The organism is Streptomyces sp. 8P21H-1 (assembly GCF_013302945.1).
The window spans coordinates 1-15,009 of record NZ_JABTYA010000220.1; the positions used below are offsets into that span (position 1 = coordinate 1).

Here is a 15,009-nt window from a genome sequence, read left to right on the forward strand (position 1 = left end):
GCTGGGCCTGTCCGGCGCCGTCGCCGTCGCGGCCGCGTGCACCGGCTTCCTCTACGCCCTGGCCAACGCGGCGGGCTTCATCGCGGCCGGCACCGCGGACACGGTCCTGGTCATCGGCGCGGACCGCCTGACCTCGCTGCTCGCCCCCCGACGACCGCTCCACCCTTGCGGTCTTCGGCGACGGCGCCGCCGCGACGAACCCGGAGCGCTGGAACCCTTCGTCCTGGGCAGCGGCGGCGCCCACCACCGTCTCCTCCAGGCACCGCACGGCGGCCCCCTGTGCATGGACGGCCCCGCCCTGTTCCGGCACGCGGTCCACCGCATGGGCGCGGCCGCCCAGGACGCGGCACACGCGGCTGGCTGGCGCGTGCAGGACATCGATCATCTGGCACCCCCCAGGCCAACGCCCGCATTCTGAGCGCGGTCGCCGCCCGCCTGAAGATTGCCGCAGAGCGCCGACTGCACAACCTGCAGCACGTGGGCAACACCAGCGCCGCCTCCATCCCCTCCTGCTGGCGCAGACCTGTGCCGAGGGTCGCGTCGCCTGCGGGCCGCCGCCCGCCATCGCGCACAGGCGTAGCCAGTGTCTCGTGCGTCCAAGATCAGGGGTCAAGGCCCCCGCTCGTTGACAGTCCCGCCTGGATGAGTCGGCCGAAGCTCAGCCAGGGACAATGTGTCCCCGGTTAAAGTCGGCCTTCCTCAGATCCCGGGTTCACGCCAGGATCTGTGTGTCGAACAAAGGAGGTCGGACGATGGACCGGGCGTTGCTGGCGGATTTCCTCCGTGCACGTCGTGAGGTGTTGCAGCCGGAGGACGTCGGGCTTCCCCGTGGGCAGCGGCGCCGCACCGGCGGGCTGCGGCGCGAGGAGGTGGCCGCGCTGGCCGGCATGTCGGCCGACTACTACAGCCGCATCGAACAGCAGCGCGGCCCGGCGCCGTCGGAGCGGATGCTCGCGGCGCTGGCCCGGGCGCTGCGGCTCAACCTGAGCGAGCGCGACCACCTCTTCACCCTCGGCGGCATCGCGGCGCCGCGGCGGATCATCCGTGACGACCACGTCGGTCCCACGATGATGCGCATCGTCGCCGGCCTATCGGACGTGCCCGCCACCGTGCTGTCGCGTTTCGGCGAGGCGTTGCTGCAGACGCGTCCGTCAATCGCGCTGCTCGGCGACTTCACCCGGTACTCGGGTCTGTCCCGGTACCTGGTCTACCGCTGGTTCACCCATGATCCGCGGATCCGCGGCATCTTCCCCGTCGAGGACCATCCGATACGGGGCAGGGTGTTCGCCGCGGAGATCCGGGACGCCTATACGGCGGACCCCACGGGCAAGGCCGGTGAGATTGTCGCGGCCCTGCTCGAGGTCAGTCCCGAGTTCGCGCAGATCTGGCGGCTGCACGAGGTCGGGGTGACCCACCACCACGACCTCAAGCGCTACCTGCACCCCGAACTGGGGGAACTGGAGCTCTACTCCGAGATGCTGATAGATCCCGAGCAGTGCCAGCAACTGCTGGTCTACACCGCCACGCCCGGCTCCCCGAGCCATCACAAGCTCCAGCTTCTGGCCGCTGTCGCTCCTTAGCGGTTTTCAGTTCTCTCACGCCCCTGAGCATTGCTTCGAAGTCGAAGTGTGCTCCAACCACAAACTGATTCAAATCTGAATCAGTTCCCGCATTGTGAAAGTTGAGGCATGCCATGAAGGCAGTGCGTTTCCACGAGTACGGCGCCCCGGACGTCTTGCACTACGAAGAGGTGGAACAGCCGGTCCCCGGCGTCGGAGAGGTCCGGATCCGGGTGGCTGCGACCTCGTTCAACCCGGTTGACGGCAACATCCGTGCCGGCTTCATGCAGGGCCCCATCCCGGTGACTCTGCCCCATACCCCTGGCATCGACGTCGCCGGCACGGTCGACGCGCTGGGCGAGGACGTGGACGGCGTCGAGGTCGGTGACCGGGTTGTCGGCTTCCTGCCGATGACCGGCGCCGGCGCGGCCGCGGAATATGTCCTCGCACCGGCCGGGATCCTGACGCCGGCGCCCACGAGCATTCCGCTGGCCGATGCCAGCGGGCTGCCGTTGGTCGGTCTCACCGCCTGGCAGGCCCTCTTCGACCACGCCAAATTGACCGCCGGCCAGCGCGTGCTGGTCAACGGCGCGGGTGGCGCGGTCGGCGGCTACGCCGTGCAATTGGCCAAGCGCGCCGGGGCCCACGTGATAGCCACGGCCGGGCCGCGCAGCAGCGAGCGCGTCAAGGCGGCCGGCGCCGACGAGGTGCTCGGCCACGGCCTTCCCCGACTGGCCGAGCCGGTCGACGTCGTGCTCAATCTCGCGCCGGTCGATCCGGCGCAGCTGGCCGCGCTGGCCGGTGTGGTCCGCGACGGCGGTGTTGTGGTGAACACGACGGTGTGGATGCCCGCTCCGTCCGACGAGGAACGCGGCGTGCGGGGCATCAACCTCTTCGTCAACAGTGACGCCGCCCAGCTGGCACAACTGGTGGCGCTGGTCGACTCCGGCGAGCTGCGCGTCGACATCGCCCGGCGGGTGCCACTGGCCGACCTGCCGGCCCTGCATGCCGAAGCCGCCGCGGGTCCGATCTCCGGAAAGGCGATCGTCCTTCCCCCCGGCTCGCTCGTCTAGGCAGCGTCGCCCTTCACAGTGTGCCGCCGGCTTGCTCCCTGCACGCGACACAGCCCTGGGATGTACCTGTACGCCCCCAGCAAACTGGGCCGAATTCGGCATGAGGCATGCCGCCTGGGGGCGGATGAGGGCCGTCCGGCTGTCCCTGTGCAGTGCTGTCGGCCCAGCCACGGACAACTCGTCCCCTGATGAAGTGGCCCTTCATCCACTCTCCCGTCCGCGTCAGGATGGGCTTGTCGAACAAGGGAGATCGGACGATGGACCGGGTGTTGCTGGCGGATTTTCTTCGCGCACGCCGTGAGGCGTTGCAGCCGGAGGATGTCGGGCTTCCTCGCGGGCAGCGGCGCCGCACCGGCGGGCTGCGGCGCGAGGAGGTGGCGGCGCTGGCCGGTATGTCGGCCGACTACTACAGCCGGATCGAGCAGCAGCGTGGTCCGGCCCCCTCGGAGCGGATGCTCGCGGCGCTCGCCCGGGCGATGCGACTCAGCCTGGACGAGCGCGATCACCTTTTTACCCTCGGCGGGATCGCGGCACCCCGGCGGATCATGAGAGATGATCATATCGGTCCCGCGATGATGCGGGTCGTCGGCGGTCTCCTCGATGTGCCGGCGATGTTGATGTCGCGCTTCGGTGAGACGCTCCTGCAGACACCTCCAGCCATCGCGCTGCTCGGTGACTTCACCCACTACTCGGGGCTGTCCCGGTACCTGGTCTACCGCTGGTTCACCGGCGATCAGCAGGTCCGCGGCCTCCATCCGGAGGAGGACCATCCGCGACGGGGCAGGGTTCTCGCCGCGGGGATCCGGGACGCCTACACGGCCGATCCCACGGGCAGGGCCGGTGAGATCGTCGCGGCTCTGCTCGAGGCCAGTCCCGAGTTCGCGGAGGTCTGGCGGCTGCACGAGGCGGGGGTGACCCATCACCACGACCTCAAGCGCTACCTGCACCCCGAGCTGGGGGAACTGGAGCTCTACTCCGAGGTGCTGGTGGATCCCGCGCAGTGCCAGCGGCTGCTGGTGTTCACCGCCACACCCGGCTCCCCCAGCCGGGGCAAGCTCCAGATGCTGTTCGCCGTCGGTCCCTAGGGCGTTCGCAGCCCTCTCATCCTGTGATGCCGCTTCGAAACCGGAGCGCCCTCACCAAACGTTTCAGACCTGAATCACATTGCGTGTCGCGTCTCCCGGTTGGCGGCCGAACCGGCGTGGGATTCCGGAGGGTCAGGTCTACCGAGCCGCCCAACGGCGTGCCCTGGCCTGCCGAAGCCGGGACTTCCGGGCCCGCTGATTCCACGAATGACGATCAGACCCAACCACCTACGAAGGCAGGACAGTCATGTCACTCAGTTTGGACCCCGAGTTCGCCCAGGTGTTCGCCCCCATGGCCGAGGCCATGGCGGGCGCCACCCCTGCGCCGGTCGGCGACGTGGCCGCGCGCCGCGCCATGTGGGAACCGATCATCGGTGCCGCCTCGGCGGCTCAGCCGGTCCCGGCCGACGTCACGACCACCGAGTACCACGCGACCGCCGACGACGGCACGAAGATCACCATGCGCTGGTACGCCAGGACAGGCGCCCCTGCCGGTCCGGCCGCGCTGTTCTTCCACGGCGGCGGCTACATCTTCGGCCACATCGACCTGTTCGACGGACCCGTTGCCCGCTACGTCTCCGCGAGCGGGGTGCCGATGCTGTCGGTCGAGTACCGCAGGGCCCCCGAACACCCCTTCCCCGCACCGGTAGAGGACGGGTACACCGCCCTGCGCTGGCTGCACGAGCACGCCGGCGAACTGGGTGTCGACCCCGCGCGGATCGGTGTGATGGGCGACAGCGCCGGAGGCGGACTGGCCGCGGGGCTGTCGATCCTCGCCCGGGAACGCGGCGGTCCGGCGATCGCCCGACAGATCCTGCTCATGCCGATGCTCGACGACCGCACCCCCACGCCCGATGCGCACATCGAGCCCTACCTTCTGTGGTCCTACGACGACAGCCGCACCGCATGGCCGGCCCTGCTCGGCGACGCCGCGGGCGGGCCCGACGTACCCGCCACGGCCGCCCCGGCCCGCCTCAAGGACGCGACCGGTCTGCCTCCCGCCTACATCGAGGTCGGCCAGCTCGACGCCTTCCGCGACGAGGACCTCGCCTACGCCCTCAAGCTCAGCCGGGCCGGCGTACCCGTGGAGTTCCACCTCCACCCCGGTGTGCCGCACGAGTTCGACTCCATCGCCTTCGGCATCGACGTCGCCCGCCGGGCCGTCGCCGACCGCGTACGCGCCCTCGCCTCCCTCTAGCCCTTCCCCACTCCGTTCGGCATCGACGTCGCCCTACAGCAGAAAGCGCTCACTCATGACTGTCTGGACCCCCGTCACCATCGGTGCCATGAAGCTGCCGCACCGGCTCGTCATGGCGCCCATGAGCCGTGACCGCTCTCTCGCGGACGGCCGTCCCAGCGAGCTCAATGTCGAGTACTACCGGCAGCGGGCTTCCATGGCCCTGATCATCACCGAGGGCACCCAGCCGTCCGAAGACGGTCAGGGTTACCTGCTAACGCCGGGCATCCACACCGGCGCGCACATCGCCGGCTGGCGCGAGGTCACCGACGCCGTCCACGCCGAGGGCGGGCGCATCGTGGTCCAGTTGATGCACGCCGGCCGTGTCTCCCACCCGGACAACACCCCGCACCACCGCACGCCGGTCGCCCCCTCGGCCGTACAGCCCAAGGGCGTCATGTTCACCGCCACCGGCCCCCAGGAGATGCCCGTCCCCCGGGCCCTCACCGCCGACGAGATCGCGGCTGTGGTCGACGATTTCCGCCGCGCGGCGGCGGCGGCCGTCGCCGCCGGGTTCGACGGCGTGGAGATCCACGCAGGCAACGGCTACCTCGTCCACCAGTTCCTCTCCTCCAACGCCAACGAGCGCACCGACCGGTACGGCGGCTCCGTGGCCCACCGGATCCGCTTCGCCACCGAGGTGACGTCCGCGGTGGCCGCCGAGATCGGCGCCGACCGCACCGGCCTGCGTATCTCTCCCGGTAACCCCTACAACGACATCAGCGAGCACGACACCGACGACCTCTACCCGGCGCTGGTCGATGCCATCGACCCGCTCGGCCTCGCCTACCTGCACATCGTCCAGGGGCCCGACGAGGAACTCCTGCGGCGCATACGCCGGCAGTGGTCCACGGCGCTGATCGTCAACCGTGGCGGCACCCCGCTCGACACCCGACTCGCCGATCTCGAATCCGGCCTGGCCGACGTCGTCTCGGTCGGCGCCACGGCACTGGCCAACCCCGACCTGCCTCACCGTCTGCGTACCGGGGCCCCGCTCAACGAGCCCGACCCGGCCACCTTCTACGGCGGCGACCACCGCGGCTACATCGACTACCCCGCCCTCCTCACCCGCACTGCGAGCTGAACCATGACCACACTCCTCATCGGCCCGGCCGACCGCACCGTGAGCATCACCGTCCAGCAGCGGACCCGCACGGCGCCCCGGGAAGCCTTCCGCATTCTGATGCCCATCGACCTCCCCGCCGTCTTCCGCCCGGTGGCCCCGTTCCCCGGCATCAGTGGTGTGAAGAACCAGACCGAGGCCTGGGACCACGTGGGCGTGCGGAGAAATCCGCAGTTCGACGACGGCTCCCAGGTCGACGAAGAACTCACCGAGTACGTGGCCGGCTCCAGCTTCGCCTACCAGTTGACCGGCTTCACCAACGTCCTCTCGCGCCTCGCGGCCGGTGTCCGCGGGGAGTTCAACGTCAACCCCGACGGTGCCGGCACACTCATCCGCTGGACCTACGAGTTCAAGCCGCTGCCCGGCCGCCGCTGGATCCTTGCCGGCCCCTTCGCCCCTCTCTGGCACCGTTACATGGTGGTCGCCCTCGACCGGTGCGTCCACGTCATCGAAACAGCGGAAGCCGGCAAGTAGGCCGGTACGCGGGGCCGCACCCGTAGGGATCCGCCCGCCTCGACGCAGGCTTTCCTAGATTCCCCGGGTCCAGGCCGGCCGCCCACGACCTTTCGGGAGCCCACCGGCATCGGCCGGATCTCCCTTCGCCAGTCCAGCCTGCGCGGCCGCGGACACCCGATCCAAGAATTACTTGGCTAGCCACATGATTGGTGCTACTTTTTGCGTGGCTGGCCACACAATCGCGGTCGCCACACCACCTCATCCAAGGAGAACAGCCATGAAGGCCATCGTTTTCGACACGTTCGGCGGCACCGAGGTCCTGCACGAGACCGACATCGAGATCCCCCAGCCGGGCCCCGGCCAGGTCCGCGTCCGCGTCCACGCGGTCGGCGTCAACCCGGTCGACGGAAAGATCCGCTCCGGCACCATGGAGGCCATCTTCCCCACCCCCCTCCCCGCCATCCCCGGCGGCGAGATCGCCGGAACCGTCGACGCCCTCGGCGAAGGCGTCACCCAGCTCAAGATCGGCGACGAAGTACTCGGCTGGTCCGACACCGGCTCCTACGCCCAGTACGCCCTCGCCAACCCCACCGTCCTCGCCCCCAAACCGGCCACCCTGGACTGGACCCACGCCGCCGCCCTCCCCGTCGCCAGCGACGGCGCCGAACGCGTCCTGGACCTCCTCGACATCAAGGCCGGCGAGACCCTGCTCATCCACGGCGCCTCTGGCGCGCTCGGCACCATCGCCGTCCAGCTCGCCGTCGCCCGCGGCGCCCACGTCATCGGCACCGCCGGTCCCGCCAACCAGGACTACGTCACCTCCCTCGGCGCCACCGCCCTGACCTACGGGGACAACCTCGTCGAGCGGGTCCGCGCGCTCGCCCCCCAGGGCATCGACGCCGTCCTCGACGCCGCGGGCAAGGGCGCGCTGGAGGACTCCATCACCCTGCGCGGCACCACCGACCGCATCGTCACCACCGCCGACTTCCGCGCCGCCGAACTCGGCATCGTCTTCGCCCAGGGCCCCCAGCGCCGCTCCGCCGCCCGCCTCGCCGAACTCGCCCGGCAGGCCGCCGACGGCACCCTGACCGTCACGGTCGGCGCCACCTACCCGCTCGCCGACGCCGCCACCGCCCAGCAGGTCAGCGACAGCGGCCACGGCCGCGGCAAGCTCGTCCTCACCGTCAGCTGACCCCCGCCCACGGGCCACCGGCCCCTCACCCCCAGAGGCCGGCCCCGCAAAACCACCCACAACCAGCTGGCCAGCTCCATCTCCAGTCAGTCCGTATCCAGCGGCCCATACCGGCCCTCACTTCGCCCATGTCTCTCCTGCGCCCTTCCCTCGCCAGAGGTGAACGTGGTGTGCGGTCGCACTCACCAACTCACAGCACCAGTCATGTTCAGGCCTGCGAGCCAGAGCACCGGGATTCGCTCCGGGGCGGATCCCGATCCCTTGCCCTTGCGCTGCAAGGATCCGATTCCGTCCCGGCCTGAAGGCCGGAGTTTCCCTGGAGGTCCCCGATGACCATGGCCTATCTGGCACAGCCCGAACAGCAGCAGAAGCTCGAATGGCTGGACGGAGGAACGTTCTCCGTACTCCTCGACAAGGAAGCCACCGAGGGCAAGCTGACCGTGGGCCGCTTCGACGTCGCCAAGGGCGAAGCCCCGCCGTTCCACCTGCACACCCGCGAGGACGAGGTGTTCATGCTCATCAAGGGCACCGCCCTGGTGTGGTCCGGGGAGCAGGAACACGAACTGCGCGAAGGCGGGATCGTCTACCTGCCCCGCAACGTCCCGCACGGCTACCGCATCACCTCCGACCGCGCCGACCTTCTGATGATCGCCACACCCGGCGGCATCGAGGACATGTTCCGCCACGCCGGCCGCGACCTCACCACCCCGCGCCCCGACGGCTTCGAGATTCCCAAGTCCCTCCTGGCGGAAGCCTCCGAACTCTACGGCGGCGTCATCCTCGGCCCGCCGCGCTGAACCGCTCACGGACCAGGGTGCCCGGGCCGGGACGGCTGTCGCCTGCTCTTGAAGGCGCTGCCTCCGAGACGACAGCTGGTCCGTTGCCTTCCATCATCTATGACCAGCGCCGGCCAGCGTCGAGCGCCGGTTGCTCAGGAGACCTTCATGTCACTGCCTGTCCTGTTCGGCGCGAACGTAGAGCCGAACGCTTTACCCATCGGCCGCTCCAGTGAGCAAGCACTGCTCATCGACAGTCTCGGCCTCGACCTTCTCACCATCCAGGATCACCCCTACCAAGCAGCGTTCGACGACACCTGGACGCTGCTCACTTTTCTGGCCGCGCGGACGCAACAGGTCACGCTCGTCCCGACGGTCAGTTCCTTGCCGTTGCGCCTGCCGGCGGTGTTGGCCAAGGCTGCGGCGACCCTGGACAGACTGAGCAGCTCCCGGGTCCAGCTCGGTCTGGGCGCCGGAGCTTTCTGGGAGGCCATCGAGGCCATGGGTGGCTCTCGGCGCACGCCGAAGGAGGCTGTCGACGCGCTCGAAGAGGCCATCAGCGTCATCCGGGCGATGTGGAGCGGCGAGCGCAGTGTGCGGACGCACGGCGCGCACTACTCCCTCGCCGGCGTCCACCCCGGTCCGGCACCGGCCCCCGGTCTGGGACTGTGGCTGGGCTCCTACGGACCTCGCATGCTCGCCCTGACCGGCGCGAAAGCGGACGGCTGGCTGCCGTCGCACGCCTACCTCGGACTCGACGCACTGCCCACGGCTGTCCGCCGTATCAACGACGCGGCGCTGGCGGCGGGCCGCGATCCGGACACGATCCGCCGGGTCTACAACATCTCCGGTGTCATCCAGCCGAAGTCGGCCGGCCCGTTCCAGGGGCCCGCCGCCCAGTGGGCCGAGCACCTTGTCACCCTCGTTCGCACCATCGGGATGAACGGTTTCGTCATCTGGCCTGAGCGAGATCACGTCCAGCAGATCCGCGCGTTCGCCGCCGAAGTCGTACCCGCAGTCCGCGAGGCCCTCGCACAAGGGACGTGAACCTCCTTGTGCTCCCGGCCCGGGCAACATGCCTTGCACAGGGGTGACCTCCCGTGGCGCGGACCGGAGCACGGATCCACACGGGAAAGGGCGGTGTCCTGCACGGCTCGGCCGTACCCGTCAGGGTCTTCCTTTCCAGAGCAGTGCCCTCTCTCACCCCCTCCGGCTTCGAGAACGCCTCACCCGACGAGCTGGCTTCACTGCTCCGCACCGAGCTCACCGAAGCCTGCATCCCCTTCACCGACCAGATGGCGGCCGGGCTCGCCGCCGACTTCGCAGGCCCCCGCGACCAGAAAATCCTGGTCTTCTTCCTCGACCCGACCTCAGGTGGTCCCATGAGCGACGAAACGCCCCTCCCCGACGGATTCGAAAGCATCACCGTCTCGGTCAACGGCACCCGGCTGCACGCGGTGGTCGGCGGGTCCGGTGAGCCCGTCCTTCTTCTACACGGCTGGCCCCAGACATGGCGGGCCTGGCGATACCTCATGCCGACCCTCGCCGAGCACGGATACCGCGTCATCGCGCCCGACCTGCGCGGCATTGGTGCCTCCGACCGTCCCTTGAGCGGATACGACAAGGACACACAAGCGGAAGACATGCGTGAACTCCTCGCGCAGCTCGGCATCCACGGCGGCGTGCGCATCATCGGGCACGACATCGGTGGCATGGTGGCCTTCGCCTACGCCCGCCGCCATCCCGAGGGGGTCGAACGCCTTGTTCTCGTCGAACTCGCCCTGCCCGGCCTCGGTCTTGAACAGGCAATGGACGTGGCCTCCGGTGGTTTGTTCCACTTCGGCCTCTTCATGACCGAAGAACTGCCCGAGCTGCTCCTCGATGGCCGGGAAAGCGACTTCCTCACCTGGTGGTTCAATTGGCTGTCCGCAGTACCAGGGACCTTCCCTCCGAAAGAGGTCGCCGCCGTCGCTTCCTCCTACCGCGGATACGAAGCACTGCGTGCGGGCTTCGCGCACTACCGCACCCTCCTTGATGACGGCCGCACCAACCGGACCTGGCGAGAAACCGGAGGAATCCTCCCCATGCCGGTACTCGCCGTCGGCGGCGAGCACAGTACAGGCACCCAACTCGCCGACAGCCTGAACACGGTCGCGCAGCGACTGGCCGGTGTGGTGATTCCAGGCAGTGGCCACTTCGTGCCCGAGGAATGTCCTGATGCCTTCGCCCGCGAGCTTCTCCACTTCTTGTCTGCTCCACCCCGGCCCGACTGTTCCTCACCTACACCCCCGTCGACAGGGTCCGCCGCCTGCCATGGCGTGAGATCAGGCTCGACCACCACTACCGTACGCGGGCCCATCACCGCCTGGAGATCCGGCGGCTGAAGGCCGCCGCCTTCGCCCACCTCGACTACCCCGACGCACGCCGGGCCCTGCAAGTCGTGTGCTGGAGGAGGGACTTCACCAGCGGCAAGCTCACCATCGAGCGCGTCTACCTGATCACCAGCCTGCCGCCCGGCGCTGTCATCGGTGCCCAGCTCGCGGATTGGATCAGAGGGCACTGGAAGATCGAAAATCTTCTGCACCACGTCCGCGACCGCACGTTCCGCGAGGACGACTCCAGGATCCATGCCGGCCATCTCCCACGCATCATGGGCGGCCTGCGCAACCTCGCCATCGGCGTCCACCGTCAGGACGGCCGCACCAACATCGCCGCCGCCCTACGTCACACCGCTCGCGACTGGCGAAGGCCCCTGGCCACCCTCCGCATCTCGGGGGACCTCATACCGATCCTGCCGGGCTGGTCTGGCTGCAGTCCCACGAGAAACCGGAGGGTTTCCCGGCGATTTCTTCCCGGGGCGACCGATCCAGACCTGTGCTGTGGACCAAGGTCGTCCGCCAGGTCCCGGATCACCTGCTTGCTTTCAACTCCTTACGTGTGCAGGACAGTTGTTTGCATTATTGCCCTCCCCGAGGGCAGTGGGAGATCACAACCCACCACGTAGGGAGACCGACATGACTGACCAGACCCACTCGAAACTGATCCCGGCTACCCGTGTGCAGGCCGTGCTCGTCCTGTGCCTCGGAGTCATCGGCCTGACCGGCTCGGCGACATCGCTGCGCGACGGCACGGCGATCATTCCCGTCCTGGCGCTGGTGCTGTCCGTCTTCGTGATCGCCCTGGGTCTGCGGGGCCTGACGTCGGCCCGGCGCACTCGGTGAGTGTGAGCAGGCGCGGCCCGCTTGTGGAACACCCTGTTCCGGAGTGGGGGAATGGGAAGCCGTGTGGGTCTCTACGGCCCTGACCACTCGCAGGGCCGGGGCCCGCGGTGCGGGGTCGAAGGGCGGTGCCGTCGGCCTGCATAGGAGCGGCAATACCTGCCTAAAGGCACGAACCTGTTGGCGTTCAGCCAAGACGATCTTGATGCCCTCGCGACGAAGCGCAACAACCGTCCGCGCAAGTTCCTGGGATTCCGCACACCAGCCGAGAGCGTTGCCTTGACCGGTTGAATCTAAGTGTGGCGCTTCAGGGGGTGAGGGACGTTGGGCATATTCCGTTGGGAGAGGTGGGAACGGAGGGCTGTCCCTGCGCGCCCGGAGCGCGAGCGCGCAGGGACAGCCAGTTCCAGGAGATCAAGCCAGCCGTTCCGGAAGCCCGCGCTCACACCCGCACCGACGCCGCCACCGGCAGGTGGTCGCTGCCAGTGGCCGGGAGGGTCCAGGCAGACCGTGGCTGCACACCGCGTACGAGGATGTGGTCGATCCGGGCCACCGGGAACGGGGCTGGCCAGCTGGCACCGAATCCCGCGCCCGACTCGGTCTGCACGGACCGCAGTTGGGAGGTGAGTCCGGAAAATGCCCGGTCGTCGGTCGTGCCGTTCAGGTCGCCCACGAGGATCGTGCGGGGGAGCGGCTCGGCGCGCACGACGGCGGCGAGTCGCCGCGCGGCCGCGTCACGTGCGTCTGAGGTGAACCCCGAGCCGGCGGTGAAGCGGACGGACATCAGATGGACGACGAAGACCGCGACCGGTCCCTCGGGCGTGCGGACGGTGGCGCGCAGGGCACGAGGCCAGGGCGCGATGGCGACCGCACGGGCGTCGGCGACCGGATACCTGCTCCACAGACCGACTGTGCCCTGCACGGAGTGGTACGGGTAGGTGCCGGCCAGCGTTCTCTCGTACGCCGCTGTTGACGGGCCGCCCAGCTCTTCGAGAGCCACCACGTCTGCGCCGGAGGCGGCCAGGGCGCGGGCGGTGCGCACCGGCCGCGGATTGTGTTCGTTGACGTTGTGCGTCACGACGGTCAGGTTGCCGCCGTCCTTCCGTTTGTCGACGAGTGTCCCGCCGAAGAGCGAGCACCAGACGACGGCCGACAGCACGGCCAAGGACACGGCGGCCCTGGACCGGCGAGCCGACGCGCACAGGAGCAGCAGCGGCACGGCCAGGCCCGTCCAGGGCAGGAAGGTCTCGACGAGGCTGCCGAGATGGCCGATCCGGTTGGGGACGAGGGCGTGGCCCAGCATCACCAGCGTGGCCAGGACCGCGAGCGAGCCGAGGGCCAGCGGCGGTCGCCGGACACCGGTGTCCTCGTTCCGCAGGTGGATGGAATCGTGTTCCGGCCGGGCGGTCGCGGTGTCAGGGGAGTTCGTCACGGCCGTCTCACCGTGTTCCGGGCGAGGTCGTCGACAGCCATCGCCGTACGCCCTCTATCAGCGCGTGGCTCGTGGCAAGAGCGGCCCGCAGCCCCTGGCGGGGGTCGGTGCCGGCGCGCTGGTGCAGCACCACTCCGAGGATCAGCCGGTCCCGGCCGTCCTTGTCGGACGCGGTGGCCGCCCACATCAGGGCGCCGCCGGCGGGAGTGCTGGAGCCGGTCTTGAGGCCGATCACGTTCGCCGTGCCGAGCAGGGTGTTGGTGTTGCGGATCGTCCCGGGGACACCGGGCACGGTGGTGCTGGGCATGGCGACGACGGTCCGGAACACCTCGTCGCGCATGACTCGGCGGGCCAGCCTCAGCTGGTCGGCCGAGGTACTGGTGGTCGTGGGTTCGATGCCGCTGGCGCCGGTGTAGGTGGTGTGGTGCATGCCCAGGTCACGGGCGGCCCGGTTCATCTTCGTGACGAAGGCATCCTGCGAGCCGGCGTTCCAGCGGGCCAGCAGCCGGGCGATGTTGTTGCCGGAGGGGATCAACAGCAGTTCCAGCAGCTGTCGTTCGCTCAGCCGCATGCCCTCCCTGACCGGCACGCTCGACTCCACGCCCGAGAAGGACTCGTTCGCGGCGGTCCGGTCGACAGTGACGAGGGGACCGTCCTCGCCCGCGCGCAGCGGACGGTCGCGGAGGATCACGTAGGCGGTCATCACCTTGGTGATGCTGGCGATCGGCACCGGTGTCCGCTCGCCCCGCGTACCGAGGTCACCGTGCGCGCCGAGGCCCTCGACCACCACGCTGGTCTGCCCCTCCGCCGGCCACGGCAGCGAGCGCGCTCCGGTTCCGGGGCTGTTGCCGGAGGCGAGCACGGCGACGGCGAGGACCGCCAGGGTGACCAGTGCCGTGGCGCCCGCGGCGAGGCCGGCCGTGGAGCGCCGCCCGGACCGGTCGCACTGGCAGGGCCGGAGCCATGAGCCGGTGGACGACGAGGGCTGGGCCCGGTCTGCGCCGGGCTCTCCGGGAAAGGGAACCGGTGACATGAGAAGGGACACCTCCGAGGGGCGGGTGCGCGGCGTTCACGCACGTCGACCACCTTCCGCGGGGCGGATCTCCGCTCGGCCCCCGCCACGGCTCGGGCACCGCTCGGCCGGGTATCCGTTCGGTATCGGCCGTTCGGCGTCAGCCCGCGGGCGGCAGCCGGAGGGTGGCGAGCGCCCCGCCATCGGGAGCGTTCGCGAACTCCAGCGACACCCCGAGGATCCGGGCCTGCCCCAGCGCGATGGTCAGCCCGAGGCCGTGCCCGCGGCCGCGCTCCGACGCACCCGTGCGGAACCGCTGCGGGCCGTCTGCGAGCAGCTCCGCCGGGAAGCCCGAGCCGTGGTCCCGTACCGTCACGGTCGTCCCGGCCACCTCGACCTCGACGGGTGTGCGGCCGTGCCGGTGGGCGTTGACGACGAGGTTGACGACGATCCGGTCGAGTCGGCGCGGATCGGTCTGCGCCGACAGGGCACCGGTGGCGGTGAACCGCGTGTCCAGCCCGGTGCGGGCCACGGACTCCCCGACCATTTCGGCGAGTGGTACGGGCCTGAGTTCGGCCTGTTCGGCGCCCGCGTCGAGCCGGGAGATCTCCAGCAGGTCCTCCACCAGCGTCCGCAGCACCCCCACCCGGTCACGCACCAGGTCGGTGCTCTCGCCCTCCGGAAGCAGCCCGCTCGCGGTCACCAAGCCCATGAGTGGCGTACGCAGCTCATGGGCGACGTCGGCGGTGAAGCGCTGCTCGGTCTGCAGACGTTCGCGCAGGCTGTCGGCCATCGAGTCGACGGTGGCCGAGATCTCGGTGATCTCGTCACCGCCCCGGCCACCGG

At 69.7% G+C, this 15,009-nt stretch carries 16 protein-coding genes and 1 pseudogene; 14 read left to right on the plus strand and 3 right to left on the minus strand.

Features of this window, described 5'->3' with window-relative positions:
- From HO151_RS03750 to HO151_RS03810, 14 genes and pseudogenes are all read left to right on the plus strand, one after another.
- Nucleotides 1-418 (plus strand): annotated as a pseudogene (locus HO151_RS03750) (3-oxoacyl-ACP synthase); the annotation flags it as partial.
- A 23-nt stretch (nt 419-441) separates the two neighbouring features.
- The gene (locus HO151_RS07680; protein WP_368039411.1) at nt 442-687 is read left to right on the plus strand and encodes a hypothetical protein; all 246 of its coding nucleotides are present in this window, start codon (nt 442-444) and stop codon (nt 685-687) included.
- Nucleotides 688-752: 65 nt separating this feature from the next.
- Nucleotides 753-1,580, plus strand: coding sequence for a helix-turn-helix transcriptional regulator (locus tag HO151_RS03755; protein ID WP_173894685.1), 828 nt, complete (start codon nt 753-755; stop codon nt 1,578-1,580).
- A gap of 113 nt (nt 1,581-1,693) precedes the next feature.
- Nucleotides 1,694-2,632, plus strand: coding sequence for an NADP-dependent oxidoreductase (locus tag HO151_RS03760; protein WP_173894686.1), 939 nt, complete (start codon nt 1,694-1,696; stop codon nt 2,630-2,632).
- Nucleotides 2,633-2,889: 257 nt separating this feature from the next.
- Nucleotides 2,890-3,717 (plus strand): helix-turn-helix transcriptional regulator, encoded by an 828-nt coding sequence (locus tag HO151_RS03765; protein WP_173894687.1) that lies wholly within the window; start codon nt 2,890-2,892, stop codon nt 3,715-3,717.
- Nucleotides 3,718-3,964: 247 nt separating this feature from the next.
- A complete protein-coding gene (locus HO151_RS03770) occupies nt 3,965-4,915 on the plus strand; it encodes an alpha/beta hydrolase (protein WP_173894688.1) in 951 nt (316 codons plus the stop codon).
- A 55-nt stretch (nt 4,916-4,970) separates the two neighbouring features.
- Nucleotides 4,971-6,038, plus strand: coding sequence for an alkene reductase (locus tag HO151_RS03775; RefSeq protein ID WP_173894689.1), 1,068 nt, complete (start codon nt 4,971-4,973; stop codon nt 6,036-6,038).
- A gap of 3 nt (nt 6,039-6,041) precedes the next feature.
- The gene (locus HO151_RS03780) at nt 6,042-6,551 is read left to right on the plus strand and encodes an SRPBCC family protein (RefSeq protein ID WP_173894690.1); all 510 of its coding nucleotides are present in this window, start codon (nt 6,042-6,044) and stop codon (nt 6,549-6,551) included.
- 259 nt (nt 6,552-6,810) lie between these two features.
- On the plus strand, nt 6,811-7,725 hold the full coding sequence (locus HO151_RS03785) for an NADP-dependent oxidoreductase (protein WP_173894691.1): 915 nt from the start codon (nt 6,811-6,813) through the stop codon (nt 7,723-7,725).
- Nucleotides 7,726-8,054: 329 nt separating this feature from the next.
- Complete coding sequence (locus HO151_RS03790) at nt 8,055-8,522, plus strand: cupin domain-containing protein (RefSeq protein ID WP_173894692.1); 468 nt, start codon at nt 8,055-8,057, stop codon at nt 8,520-8,522.
- Nucleotides 8,523-8,669: 147 nt separating this feature from the next.
- Nucleotides 8,670-9,548 (plus strand): LLM class flavin-dependent oxidoreductase, encoded by an 879-nt coding sequence (locus HO151_RS03795; protein WP_173894693.1) that lies wholly within the window; start codon nt 8,670-8,672, stop codon nt 9,546-9,548.
- Nucleotides 9,549-9,691: 143 nt separating this feature from the next.
- The gene (locus tag HO151_RS03800; RefSeq protein ID WP_368039408.1) at nt 9,692-10,885 is read left to right on the plus strand and encodes an alpha/beta fold hydrolase; all 1,194 of its coding nucleotides are present in this window, start codon (nt 9,692-9,694) and stop codon (nt 10,883-10,885) included.
- A 56-nt stretch (nt 10,886-10,941) separates the two neighbouring features.
- Nucleotides 10,942-11,505, plus strand: a complete 564-nt coding sequence (locus HO151_RS07345; RefSeq protein ID WP_254594702.1) for a hypothetical protein — start codon at nt 10,942-10,944, stop codon at nt 11,503-11,505.
- A gap of 10 nt (nt 11,506-11,515) precedes the next feature.
- Complete coding sequence (locus HO151_RS03810) at nt 11,516-11,722, plus strand: hypothetical protein (RefSeq protein ID WP_173894694.1); 207 nt, start codon at nt 11,516-11,518, stop codon at nt 11,720-11,722.
- A 439-nt stretch (nt 11,723-12,161) separates the two neighbouring features.
- Here the strand turns inward: HO151_RS03810 and HO151_RS03815 are convergent, their stop codons facing one another.
- The 3 genes from HO151_RS03815 to HO151_RS03825 form a co-directional block, all read right to left on the minus strand.
- Entirely contained in the window at nt 12,162-13,151 is a 990-nt protein-coding gene (locus HO151_RS03815; RefSeq protein WP_368039409.1) for an endonuclease/exonuclease/phosphatase family protein, read from the minus strand.
- A gap of 7 nt (nt 13,152-13,158) precedes the next feature.
- Nucleotides 13,159-14,184: a D-alanyl-D-alanine carboxypeptidase family protein gene (locus HO151_RS03820; RefSeq protein ID WP_173894695.1), complete on the minus strand. Its 1,026-nt coding sequence runs from the start codon at nt 14,182-14,184 to the stop codon at nt 13,159-13,161.
- A gap of 139 nt (nt 14,185-14,323) precedes the next feature.
- Nucleotides 14,324-15,009: HAMP domain-containing sensor histidine kinase (locus tag HO151_RS03825; RefSeq protein ID WP_173894696.1), on the minus strand; the 686-nt coding region annotated here is incomplete at its 5' end.

Coding starts and splice junctions, on each gene's coding strand:
- HO151_RS03755 (WP_173894685.1), top strand. CDS start 753: ATGGACCGGGCGTTGCTGGCGGATTTCCTCCGTGCACGTCGTGAGGTG.
- HO151_RS03760 (WP_173894686.1), top strand. CDS start 1,694: ATGAAGGCAGTGCGTTTCCACGAGTACGGCGCCCCGGACGTCTTGCAC.
- HO151_RS03765 (WP_173894687.1), top strand. CDS start 2,890: ATGGACCGGGTGTTGCTGGCGGATTTTCTTCGCGCACGCCGTGAGGCG.
- HO151_RS03770 (WP_173894688.1), top strand. CDS start 3,965: ATGTCACTCAGTTTGGACCCCGAGTTCGCCCAGGTGTTCGCCCCCATG.
- HO151_RS03775 (WP_173894689.1), top strand. CDS start 4,971: ATGACTGTCTGGACCCCCGTCACCATCGGTGCCATGAAGCTGCCGCAC.
- HO151_RS03780 (WP_173894690.1), top strand. CDS start 6,042: ATGACCACACTCCTCATCGGCCCGGCCGACCGCACCGTGAGCATCACC.
- HO151_RS03785 (WP_173894691.1), top strand. CDS start 6,811: ATGAAGGCCATCGTTTTCGACACGTTCGGCGGCACCGAGGTCCTGCAC.
- HO151_RS03790 (WP_173894692.1), top strand. CDS start 8,055: ATGACCATGGCCTATCTGGCACAGCCCGAACAGCAGCAGAAGCTCGAA.
- HO151_RS03795 (WP_173894693.1), top strand. CDS start 8,670: ATGTCACTGCCTGTCCTGTTCGGCGCGAACGTAGAGCCGAACGCTTTA.
- HO151_RS03810 (WP_173894694.1), top strand. CDS start 11,516: ATGACTGACCAGACCCACTCGAAACTGATCCCGGCTACCCGTGTGCAG.
- HO151_RS03820 (WP_173894695.1), bottom strand. CDS start 14,184: ATGTCACCGGTTCCCTTTCCCGGAGAGCCCGGCGCAGACCGGGCCCAG.